Raw genomic sequence first — 10,742 nt, 5'->3', positions numbered from 1 at the left:
CTCACGTTCGACGCGACGTTCTTCGAGGTATTCCGCACGTTTGGCCAGACCGAAGGGTGGTTCAAGTCCCGGGCTTGCTGCCAGTTTCGCCATGGGACGGAACAACTAGGCTCTTGGGATCGGGCAGGTCCTTCTGTACCGCCGCCGAAATCCAGTCGTTTCCTACCCCAATTAATAGCGTGAGATAGGCAGTCCAACAACCTATAGAAAACCACCGCAAAAACCTTACGGCGCGATGTCCCGCAATATCCTCCTGTCGGCCAGCAAACCAGTAAAAAGGTAACATCAACAAAGCCGAAATGGTTGCGCCAACGAATAGCCTCATCCACCAAAAGTTGCCAGGGATCAACTCGGGAAAATGCCACAGGGCAAGAGCCGTCCCTGCGGTAGCTAATACCACTAGACCAAACGCCGCTGCGACCTTGATGCCTTGGATGAAGCGTCGTCTTCGATTTACTTGGGTCTTTTCCCGATCCTCTAATTCTTGGACCCTGCTTCTGAGAGCGGCCTCGCTCTTTTCGCGTTCAGTGACGCTTTCCTGGGCGTTTGCGAGGAGCCTTTCAGCTTCCGCTTTGTCGCGCATTGTCGCGATCAAACTCTTCTCATTGGCGAGCCGGTCTTCCTCGTGACGTTTGTTTGCTTCGGCGAGTTCAGCGGCGGCTCGGTCGGCCTCCTTTTTCAGCTCTGCCGCATGTTCAATCAATGCATCTTTGATAAGTGAAAGCTCGTCGTCCTTATCATGCACACGCTCAATCTTTTTCCTCAATGCCTGGCTTCCCAGGATGCTAAGTACGGTGTCCTTGTCCAAGTCCCCGACATTTTCAAATCGGGAGATAGTCCCTAAGATGCGCTGGGTAATTTTCTCATCATCGACATCAAAGGGCTCCACCAAAAACGGCATTTGCATCAGTGCTAGAATTGTCTTTTCGAGGTCTTCATCTGTTGGAATGAGAAACTGAAGAACTTGGACAAGAGCAGCAGGGTCAACCATGCAGGGTATGCCCTTCGAATGCCGCTTGCGATTGTCAAACGCCAAAAGACCACGGTCGATCGTAACTCCCAGCCATTCCGCGTCGAAGACCGTATCACAGATTGCCCGACGCCGATCCGAGACGTAATGCAATAGCACCATGTCGTGAAATACCTGTTCCCAGGTCTTCTGTTTCTTGGGTTCATTGGCGAACCTGCGCTTGTAGAAGCTGAATTGATCGGTAGCGTCGTCAATAGTTGACTGATCTGTAGCGTAAAAATCATCCTCGCCGTGAAGTATTTTTACGTTCTTTGTTGCCAATAGCGCGTTTATGTTTTCGAAGAACGGCCCGAAGTAGTCGGCAGCTCTGAGCTTATATCCCGCTTCTTGAAGCCTCTTGAAATAAGTAGTAAGGACACCAGACATCTTATATTGAAGTCCCGCGGAGACAACCGCACTCGTGGGACTAATGGAGCGAATTTGACCTTCATAAAGGCTGAGAGATCGATGAAACTCCAAGATGGTTGCAGGAAGTACGTACATCCCAATATTAAAACTTCGCGGCAGCTTTCCAATCGTGGCGACGAGAAGCCCCACAGCCTCATTTGCAGGATTGTCGTGTAGGTCAAAAAGAGAAAATAGGAAATTTGTATCCAGCACGAAGCGCAAAGACCTGCTTTGCTTTTTTCCCGAGAACGCCTTTTCTATTGTTCCATTTGGCAGCTTAATTGCAGAGTGGAAAAAATAGCTATTCATCATCCTGAGAACGTAGACTCTGCACTCACTACTGTTCTTATCAAGCAACGCCAAGATCATGGGTTCAAGGACCACTTTCTGGCTTTCCGGAAAGCGCCCAAGAAACTCGGTTATGAATTGTGTTTTCTTGGCGTCGGGTGTTACGCCCGTTACCAGCTCATATGCCCGCGCACCAAATTCACTGATGAAGGGAGCAATGAACTCCTTGTGGAAACTATCCCAGATTTTAGAATGGTCGCTCTCCGGAAAATCGGCACCCGCTGCCGCCGCTGCTGCAAACACTTTCGCGCGAACTTGTTGTTCTACCTTCTGCGCCCGGTCTACCGCTTCACGGTGCATGGACGCCTCGTGCTCGGTTAATTTAAAGCGGCCATCCCCCGTAGGAAGTAGCATTCCTCCAGCAACCATTGCCTCTATAGCCATGGTGATTTCGGGAAGACCCAAGGTATCTAGGCCCACGCCACCTCGTTCGGCATAAATGTCGTCTGCTGAACATGGATTACCGATCATCCAGAAAAGAAATCGGATTGCCTTTTTGACCGCGGCGTCAAACCAGCCGCTTCCATTCAGCTCAACATGTTGAGCCATTGCCACTACGTCAGAACTTATCACCCGATATTCTTTCATCGAACGAATCCTACTCGGCGGGGAGTTTGAAACGAGCGGCAACGATAAGGAAGCACAAATGTTATTTAGGGTTGTAAATCCACAGGTGCATCAGTCGGAGCATCATAGCGATCAACCCCAACTGCCACGCAGGTAATGGTGGATGTTGGTCTTCAAAATGTGAATTTTCTATCTGATGTAGTGCGCTCTAATAAACGCTTGCCGCGTCGAACGCGCCGCGGATTGAAGAACGTGCGCTGGGCTGCACGAACGAATAGGATCGAGAGCGATCCATCTTTGTCGGGTGCAACTTAGTGCCGTGACGCTTCGGGTCGGTAGCGTTCTTCGACGGCAGGTCTCAGTTGAGACACGATTTAAGCCCACGCGAGTGCCTTTTGCGCAGCCCTTGCGAGCGAAACTGTAAGTTCTCCCGCGGGCAGATGCTCTGCCAGCTTGGCGGCCTGTCCGGACCAGAGGTTCGTAAAGTCGTCTACGCCCGCCGGCTCCCGGTTGCTCCGGAGCGGGGCCAGAGCCGACCCAGCGGTCGGGAACTCGGGAGCCAAGTCGCTTAAAGGCCCGACCTCCCTCATCACGCGGTTCATCACCCCGCGAGCGGGTCGGCCGGTGAACACGTTCGTTATCGCCGTGTTGTCGTCCCGTGCGTTCAACAGAGCGGCGCGATGCACCGCCGGTATTTTCGCCTCGGGGCTGAAGAGGTAGGCGGTTCCGCATTGAACAGCTGCGGCACCAAGGATCAGGGCAGCGGCCATGCCCCGGCCATCGGATATGCCGCCCGCGGCGATGACCGGAATTCTAACCGCGTCGACGACCTGGGGGACCAGCGCCATCGTGCCGACCTGGGTGGCCATGTCCATGTCGAGGAAGTTGCCGCGATGGCCGCCCGCTTCGAAGCCCATAGCGATGACAGCGTCCACACCATGTTCTTCAAGCCAAACGGCCTCGGCGACAGTGGTGGCGGAGGACACGATCTTCGCTCCCGTCGCCTTCACGCGGTCCAGCAGGTCGGCAGGCGGCAATCCAAAATGAAAGCTGACCACTTCTGGCCGATATGCTTCTACGACCTCGCAGAATGCCTCGTCGAAGGGCTTTCGCCCTGTGACGGGTAGGGGGCAAGCCGGATCAAGTCCCATCTCCACGTAATAGGGTGCGAGTTTGGCTCGCCACCTCATGTCGCGTGCCGGATCGGGGTCGGGCATCGTATGCGCGAAGAAGTTGACATTGATCGGTCGTCTGGTTCGATCGCGTATGGACGCCATGATCTCGAGAAGTTGCTCGGCGGAATATTGAGCGCTCGGGATCGAGCCGAGGCCGCCGGCTTCCGAAACGGCAACGGCCATCTCCGGAGTTGAGGCTCCCGCCATGGGAGCCTGCAGGATCGGGAGTTCGATATTGAACAGCTCAAGAACGCGATTGTCATTCCAGCGCATCAAGGAAAGGACCTTTCGGATAGGTGCGGGTCGGGACGGCGAAACCCCTTGATTGCTCGGTCGTCTTTCAATCCCGCGATGAGCGCTGCTGCGATCACGGCGACAACCATGGAGGCGAGCCACACGATCGTGTAGTTGCCCGTGGCGTCAAAGAGAATTCCGCCGGCCCAAGCCCCCGCTGCGCCGCCAAGAGCATGCCCCGCTGACAGAAGCCCCATCGACAGGCCCAGTATCCGCACGCCCATCCGGCTCGCGATGTAGCTGGCGGTGATCGGAACGGTCGAGTAGTCAAAGAGGCCGAAGATCACAGCGAAGACCAACAGCGCCGTGTAGTCATCTCCAATATAGATCAACAAGATGAAGCTGGCGGCGCGAACGGTGTAGATGACGGTCAGAAGCAGCGGCCGGTGCGTCCTGTCAGCCAGCCAACCGGCGAGGATCATCCCGCCGAGATTGACGCCCGAGAGAACCCCGTAGGCCGTAGCACTGGGGAGCGGGCCGAAGCCGCAGTATGCGGCGTAGGGCATCAGATGCGTCTCGATCACGCCACTCGTCGTGAAACCGCAAATCGCGTAGCTCCAGAAGACGGCGTGGAAAAGCGGGCTTCTAAGCAGCGTTTTCAGATTGGCCGCGAGCGTGTCGGAATGCGCTCCCTCCGCGACGTCGTACTGCTTCGTGTTCGGTTCAGCCGGCGATCCTCCCAGTAGCAGTAGGGATACTGGGATGAGCAGAATGCAGCCGACGGTCAACACCATGAATGCCGAACGCCAGTCGCCGCCCTGCATCATCGCGGCGATAAGCGGCATCATCAGCAACTGCCCGCCTGTTGATCCAGCCGTCCCGATCCCCGTGGCTAGTCCGCGGTTGCGGTCGAAACGCTGTGCGATAGCGGCCGCAACGACATGCTGCGCGATCGCGCCAAAACCGACGGCCGCGACGCCTGCAAAGCCGAGGGGTAGAAGCCATCCTGACGCGCCAGGAGAGGCGGCCATGACCAATCCAAGCCCGATGGCGATCGCTAACAGCCCTCCGGCCAAGAGCATGCGGGGACCCTTGTTGTCAGCAACCCCTCCGGCAAAGGGAGCGACAAGCGCCATCACGATCATCGCGCAGGCGGCAATCGAGGAGATCGCGCCCCGCGACCACCCAAACTCCGCCTGCCAGAGGGGCATGGCAAGCGACAGCGATCCGCGGACAGTGAACGCGAACGCCAGGGTGGCGAAACCCAACCCGACGATCATCCATCGTCCCGCCCCGCCTTTGTCGACCCCGGTGTAAGATGCTGCTCTCATGCTTTATCTCCTTACGAGGCCAAATCGAACACGGGCGCTCCGACCCTTCTGCTGGAACTAGATGCTCCGCATGGCGTCTGCCAAATCGGAGAAAGCGGTCTCTACGCGCTTGAAATAGGTGTACTTGCCAATCCTCAGCGGTTGGACGAAGCCCGCCGCGGTAAGAATCTTGAGATGCACGGAAGCGGTCGCCGGCGTCACTCCCAGCTTCTCCGCAATGTACAAGCCGCACACACCCTCGGCCTCGTCGACCGGATGTTCCGGGCCGAAGTAGGCGGATGGATTTTTCAGCCACTCGAGAATCTGGAGGCGGTTTCCGTTCGCGAGGGCACTGACCTTATCTACAAAATCTTCTTCCATGATTTAACGATTAGCATATCGACTAATTGTTGTCGATTGTTGTATTAGGCTCTTCCAAACTTTGGTCGAGCGCGATCGGCGCGTCTTGAACAATTCGAGAGCCTGTTGAATGCGGCAACCGTTTGCGAAGCCGAGCATCCCCACCCGGTCCGCGAGGTTCAAATGCGTGTTTCCAGATACAAGACGCAAGGCCCACGCCGGCTAATCTTGGACGTGACTCTCGCCGACAGTTGCGAGCCCGAGCGCGCGACAACGAAAGAGCCGCGTGTTCGGTGGAAGATGCACTTGAGGATACAATGTTCTCGATCTTTTCAGATGAGGCCGAGCCGCCTGCCGAACGAAGAAAGGCCGTCATCAGCTTGGCGGCAATCACATTCGGCGTTCTGGCACAGTCGATCGAGGCACCCTCTGGTCTTCATAGCGTCGCGCCCCTTTTTTACATCGCCGCAATGCTGCCGGCAGCGGGAACGAACGGCGGAGAAAGGCTGTCAGCTAGCTCCGTCCTTTGTGCGATGTTGGCATTCGCAAGCATCAGCGTGCGAAACTTCACGGACGGCGTCGAACTCCTGGCAGCGTGGGGAACGATCGTGATCGCGGCCGGCCTCATCTCCGCGCATCAGAGAGCGTGCGTCCGCCTGGAAACCGCGGTCGCTGAACTGGAGCATCAAACTCGTCGATTCAAGCAGACATTCGACCTTAGTCCCGTCGCCCTTTGGGAGCAGGATTTCACTGAAATCGTGGAACACTTGCGTGCCATAAAGGCAAGCGGGGTAATCGACCTCGCCAAGTATGCTCGAGACAACCCTTCATTCGGCCCGGAATGCGCAAGGCTCATTTCGACGAGAGCGGTCAATCAGGCGGCGGTGGAGATGTTAGGGGCGGCATCCCAAAACGAGCTCCTCGGTGGGCTGCATCGGTTTATTCCGGAAGACGCTTCACTGTTTATCGAGGCGCTTCAAGCCTTGATGGACGGCCGCGAACGCTATGAGGGGCTGGCACGACTTCGAGGGCCGCGAGGACACCTCTCTACGGCCTACGTAGCGATCAGGTTCCCAAACAATCGGGGCGGCTTCGCCCGGATCATTGTCGGAATGATCGACGTTACCGAACGCCAGCGCATGCTTTCCGAACTGCGTGAAGCACAGGCTGCCCTTACTGCGGCAAAGCGCTTTTCGGAGATGGGCGTGCTGTCGGCGACGATCACGCATGAACTGAGCCAGCCCATCGCCGGAATGATGATGAACGCGCAGACGTCGTTGAGATGGCTGCGGGATAAAGGCGACATCCGAAGCGCAGTAGACTCCCTTGAAAGACTCGTTCGCGACGCTCGACGGGCCGGAGAGATACTCGAGTTCACACGGTCCCGACTGTCAGGCGAGGACGAAACACAGGCGGACGACGTTGAGGTTGAAAGCTTGATCGGGGAAGTCGTACAGATAGTGGAGGATGAGCTCCGCGCCGAAAATGTGCGCTTGGAAGTCACCATGGAACACCGCGCATGCCAGATTGCCGGCCCGCGCGTTGAACTCCAGCAGGTCCTGGTGAACCTTGTTTCAAACGCGCTGCATGCGGTCAAGGATGCCGATGCCGCCCGTCGACGAATTCAACTGAAAGCGTCTTCGGACGGCCGCGGCACCGTTACCTTTATGGTCGCTGATTGTGGACCTGGTATTCCAGACACCGTGGCCGACCGACTTTTTGCCCCGCTGTTTACGACCAGACCGGACGGGATGGGGATGGGGCTGTCGATTGCCAAGAAGGCCATTGAGTCTCGTGGAGGTCGAATAAGCGCCTACAACCGCGTCGATGGTGCGGTTTTCGAGTTCACACTCCCCGCCGTCGTTGCCATCCCTGAACGGGCTTCCCAAAAGGCGACGTCATGACCGGAGAAGCCCCCCTTGTCCTGATTGTCGACGACGATGCGAGCGTCCGGGAGGCTCTCGCCGACCTTCTGCGCAGCGCCAGCGTCGACAGCGTCAGCTTTGGAAGCACTGGGGAACTGCTGAACTTCCAGCATCCGGATCGCCCGGGGTGCATCGTGCTCGATGTGCAACTGCCTGATCTCAATGGCCTTACCCTGCAAGAGCAACTCAATGCCAACAGGCGATCGCTTCCAATCATATTCATAACCGGGTTTGGCGACGTCCCGACTTCAGTTCGAGCCATGAAGGCGGGAGCGATCGATTTCCTCTCGAAGCCAGTGGATGCCGACGAATTGCTGGCCGCGGTCGACCGGGCAATCGAACAGGACAGGTCCAGCAGGGCGGATGCGCGCCGGCTGACCGAGGTCAGCGCGCTAGTCGAGGGATTATCGACACGCGAGAGAGACGTACTACGCGGCGTATCGTCCGGTTTGATGAGCAAACAAATCGCCTACGAACTCGGTCTCACCGAAATCACGATCAAAGTACATCGCGCCAGCATGATGAAGAAAATGCGGGTCGGCTCGATCATCGAGCTTATCAGACTGATCGAGCCAGTGAGAGACCGCTTATAGCGGCATTCCACGCAGGAATTGCGAAATCACGGTATCGTCGACGACGTCGGTCTCCGGGCGTTCGCTGCCCTTAACGTATTCGGAGCGCCAGACCCCATCGTCTCCCTGGTAGATGATCTTAGCGTTCGCTCCGCCGATCCTCTGTCGCATCGCAGCGAATTTGGCAGCCATTACCGCGTCGTGATGGGTCGGGTAAGGCTCGGACCAAACTGTTCCTACGCGATACGCGAACCCGCCATCGTGTATTCCTATATGATAGGTCACGTGCATGTCGTTCACTCCGAACGCGGATCGCGCGGCGCTACACCCCGCTTGTTGGAGGGCTGCTCCTTCATAATGTCGAAGTACACTTTTGCGTGCTGCGGAGTGTCGAGGTAATTTGTGCCGATAAACAGGTAACAAACGATACATGCCATGAGGGCAACGATGACTGTTATTGGGAAGACCGTGTAAAACTCTTCCTGCGCTTGTCGGTTTCGACGCTCCAGCATCCTCTTCTCCTGTCCGTATTGCATGAGATGAGAGTATGTGCGGCTCAAACTCCGCTCTTGAACGTTCCTTGCTTCACTAGAATGTTCCGGCGACAAACCTAAGCCACCAATTTGCTTTGCCGGCGCGATCAGTTGGGAAACTTCGTAAGTTCACTTTTCTTGAACAACGAGTTGCGGTGTCAGTGGCTTCTGCCGTCTGGGCGAACGGTCCATCTATGTCGCCAAAACCAAGCTCCGGCTTCAATGCCGTTTCTTGACACGAAACCCGTTCAAAAGATGAGATTGAGATGTATCCCACGCGCCGTTCATTCCTCGCCGGCATCTCCGCAGCCACGGTAGCCGCCGTCGCCACAGAAACCCCGATCTTGAATTCCGAAGTCCGAGCCTCGGTGAAGAGGCCAAATGCAAAGAAACGTCCCATCCTGATCAAGGGCGGCACAATCCTCAGCATGGACGCGAAGACCGGCGGCCACGCAAAGGGTGACGTCCTCGTAGAAGGCAGCCTTATTCGAGCAATCGCCCCCGAAATCGAAGCGGCAGATGCCGATATTATCGACGCGGCCGGCAAGATCGTCATTCCGGGCTTTGTCGACACCCACCGGCACGCCTGGGAGGGCCAGTTGCGCCGCGTGAACTCCAACTCTGCGGACCTGCACGACTACCTCGAGGGGACACACCTTTCGTTCGCAACGAAATATCGACCGGAAGATATGTACGTCGGTAACTACCTAACGAGCCTTGGGTGCATCGACGCAGGGATCACAACAATCATCGACAATTCGCACAACAGCCGCTCGATCGACCACGCCCGGGCTGCGATCGAAGCATTGCGGACATCAGGCATCCGCGCTGTTCACGCGCCGGGAGCACCGCTTGCCGGCACCTGGCAGGAGGACAGCTGGTACAAGGACCTCGAGGCGCTGCAGAAGGAGCAATTTGGGGATGAAGATGCGCTGGTAACAATGGCCATGATGACCGCGCCCGATCCAGAGCAGTGGGCGGTCGGCCGAAAACTCGGACTTGATCTCGTGACGGAGTTCTTCGGCAAGGAGATGTCCGATCTTCTACCTGGCTTCCATAAAGGTGGAGCAGTCGGAAAGGACAACATATTCAATCACTGCACAGGACTGAATGACGAAGCATGGCGCATTATCGCTGGGTCCGGAGTACGCGTAAATGTCTGCCCGCGCTCGGATGCGCACTGGGCGCTCGAGGGCGGGTTCTTCGGCTACCAGGACGCAATCGACCACGGAGTTCGTCCCGGCTTTAGCGTTGACAACGAGAGCGCCTACAGCGGCGATATGTTCATGGAAATGCGGATGGCGCTGTATCTCCAGCGAAGCGCCGCGCAGCGCCGCAAGTTCTCGGGCGACAAGGCTGCGCCAAACCCGATCGGAATGCGCGACGTCCTCAGGGCGGCGACGATCGATGGTGCGCGGGTCGCTGGGCTTGCTGACAGGACAGGTAGCTTGGCCGAAGGCAAGGAAGCCGACATCGTCGTCATCAATGCCAACGACGTAAACCTTTATCCCTCCTCGAATGCCCTCGGAACTGTCGCCGGGGCCGCCGAGCGAAGCAATGTAGAGACCGTCATCATCGGCGGCACGATCCGCAAACGTGAAGGGAAACTCGCGGGCGTCGACATGGCGAAGGTGCGGGAGGCAACCGAGAGGTCGCGCGAATATCTCTTTGACGCTGTCGGCTTCAAGCAAGACATGTTCGCCGAAGAGTTCGCTCTGGAGAAGTGAAAGGAACCAAGTAGATGCTACCTCTGTTCTTCGTACTGGCGTTCGCCGCGGGTTGTGCCATATCCGTCCAAGCAGCGGTGAACGCCCAACTCGCGGCAGGGTTTGGAGGGAACGTGTTTGCCGCCGCGTTTTACTCCTTCGCCACCGGAGCCGTTGCTTTGGGCATCATCGCACTGGGGCGGGGCGGTCTGCCGACGGCGCTTACCGTCCTCCCGTCTCAGCCGGCCTGGAAGCTCATTGGAGGACTGCTCGGGGCAGGGGCCATTTTCTCGACGGTCCTGCTTACCCCCCAAATCGGCTTGGCAAACCTTCTGATCCTTGTGATCGCGGGACAACTGATCGCATCGCTGACGATCGATAACTTCGGCCTGTTGCAGTCTGCGGTTAAGCCCGTGACAACGGTCAAACTTATCGGAGCGTTTTGCGTCATATGTGGCGCGCTCATCACCCTGTTCGCCGACCGCTTGGCCGCATGGGCTGACCACTTAACCTGAGCTGGCACGTCCTGACCTGCCCGGCATGACAACGAATTGCATAGACCTTCAAAACAATCCGATCGGACGGCGCTAGCGTC

10 protein-coding genes are annotated in these 10,742 nt (G+C 57.2%); 4 read left to right on the top strand and 6 right to left on the bottom strand.

Going from position 1 to position 10,742, the window contains the following annotated elements:
• Window positions 1-61: 61 nt before the first annotated feature.
• From QN224_RS13765 to QN224_RS13750, 4 genes are all read right to left on the bottom strand, one after another.
• The gene (locus QN224_RS13765) at window positions 62-2,353 is read right to left on the bottom strand and encodes a hypothetical protein (RefSeq protein WP_283977143.1); all 2,292 of its coding nucleotides are present in this window, start codon (window positions 2,351-2,353) and stop codon (window positions 62-64) included.
• 353 nt (window positions 2,354-2,706) lie between these two features.
• The gene (locus tag QN224_RS13760) at window positions 2,707-3,783 is read right to left on the bottom strand and encodes a nitronate monooxygenase family protein (protein ID WP_283977142.1); all 1,077 of its coding nucleotides are present in this window, start codon (window positions 3,781-3,783) and stop codon (window positions 2,707-2,709) included.
• Entirely contained in the window at window positions 3,780-5,072 is a 1,293-nt protein-coding gene (locus QN224_RS13755) for an MFS transporter (protein WP_283977141.1), read from the bottom strand. Before QN224_RS13755 ends, QN224_RS13760 begins: the two co-directional genes overlap by 4 nt.
• A 57-nt stretch (window positions 5,073-5,129) precedes the next feature.
• The gene (locus tag QN224_RS13750) at window positions 5,130-5,432 is read right to left on the bottom strand and encodes a winged helix-turn-helix domain-containing protein (RefSeq protein ID WP_225169286.1); all 303 of its coding nucleotides are present in this window, start codon (window positions 5,430-5,432) and stop codon (window positions 5,130-5,132) included.
• 296 nt (window positions 5,433-5,728) lie between these two features.
• Here QN224_RS13750 and QN224_RS13745 point away from each other — a divergent pair, with 296 nt between their 5' ends.
• A complete protein-coding gene (locus tag QN224_RS13745) occupies window positions 5,729-7,315 on the top strand; it encodes an ATP-binding protein (protein WP_283977140.1) in 1,587 nt (528 codons plus the stop codon).
• Window positions 7,312-7,929 carry a response regulator transcription factor gene (locus QN224_RS13740; RefSeq protein WP_283977139.1) on the top strand — a complete coding sequence of 206 codons (618 nt, stop codon included), beginning with the start codon at window positions 7,312-7,314 and terminating at the stop codon, window positions 7,927-7,929. The genes QN224_RS13745 and QN224_RS13740 overlap by 4 nt, the downstream gene beginning before the upstream one ends.
• Here the strand turns inward: QN224_RS13740 and QN224_RS13735 are convergent.
• Window positions 7,924-8,199 carry a hypothetical protein gene (locus QN224_RS13735; RefSeq protein WP_283977138.1) on the bottom strand — a complete coding sequence of 92 codons (276 nt, stop codon included), beginning with the start codon at window positions 8,197-8,199 and terminating at the stop codon, window positions 7,924-7,926. The two genes, QN224_RS13740 and QN224_RS13735, sit on opposite strands and share 6 nt — an antisense overlap.
• Before the next feature lie 5 nt (window positions 8,200-8,204).
• On the bottom strand, window positions 8,205-8,420 hold the full coding sequence (locus tag QN224_RS13730; protein ID WP_283977137.1) for a hypothetical protein: 216 nt from the start codon (window positions 8,418-8,420) through the stop codon (window positions 8,205-8,207).
• A gap of 287 nt (window positions 8,421-8,707) precedes the next feature.
• On the opposite strand from QN224_RS13730, the gene QN224_RS13725 reads away from it, so the two are divergent.
• On the top strand, window positions 8,708-10,168 hold the full coding sequence (locus QN224_RS13725) for an amidohydrolase family protein (protein ID WP_283977136.1): 1,461 nt from the start codon (window positions 8,708-8,710) through the stop codon (window positions 10,166-10,168).
• A gap of 14 nt (window positions 10,169-10,182) precedes the next feature.
• Complete coding sequence (locus QN224_RS13720; protein WP_283977135.1) at window positions 10,183-10,662, top strand: DMT family transporter; 480 nt, start codon at window positions 10,183-10,185, stop codon at window positions 10,660-10,662.
• Window positions 10,663-10,742 lie beyond the last annotated feature (80 nt).

Source organism: Sinorhizobium sp. 7-81 (assembly GCF_030124405.1).
Lineage (GTDB): Bacteria > Pseudomonadota > Alphaproteobacteria > Rhizobiales > Rhizobiaceae > Sinorhizobium > Sinorhizobium psoraleae.
The sequence above is the reverse complement of the archived record's forward strand: the minus strand, read 5'-3'. Positions and strand labels throughout refer to the sequence as shown.

Excerpts from the sequence above, each read along its gene's own strand:
- QN224_RS13720 (WP_283977135.1), top strand. The coding sequence starts at position 10,183 with ATGCTACCTCTGTTCTTCGTACTGGCGTTCGCCGCGGGTTGTGCCATA.
- QN224_RS13750 (WP_225169286.1), bottom strand. The coding sequence starts at position 5,432 with ATGGAAGAAGATTTTGTAGATAAGGTCAGTGCCCTCGCGAACGGAAAC.
- QN224_RS13755 (WP_283977141.1), bottom strand. The coding sequence starts at position 5,072 with ATGAGAGCAGCATCTTACACCGGGGTCGACAAAGGCGGGGCGGGACGA.
- QN224_RS13725 (WP_283977136.1), top strand. The coding sequence starts at position 8,708 with ATGTATCCCACGCGCCGTTCATTCCTCGCCGGCATCTCCGCAGCCACG.
- QN224_RS13745 (WP_283977140.1), top strand. The coding sequence starts at position 5,729 with ATGTTCTCGATCTTTTCAGATGAGGCCGAGCCGCCTGCCGAACGAAGA.
- QN224_RS13740 (WP_283977139.1), top strand. The coding sequence starts at position 7,312 with ATGACCGGAGAAGCCCCCCTTGTCCTGATTGTCGACGACGATGCGAGC.
- QN224_RS13765 (WP_283977143.1), bottom strand. The coding sequence starts at position 2,353 with ATGAAAGAATATCGGGTGATAAGTTCTGACGTAGTGGCAATGGCTCAA.
- QN224_RS13735 (WP_283977138.1), bottom strand. The coding sequence starts at position 8,199 with ATGCACGTGACCTATCATATAGGAATACACGATGGCGGGTTCGCGTAT.
- QN224_RS13730 (WP_283977137.1), bottom strand. The coding sequence starts at position 8,420 with ATGCTGGAGCGTCGAAACCGACAAGCGCAGGAAGAGTTTTACACGGTC.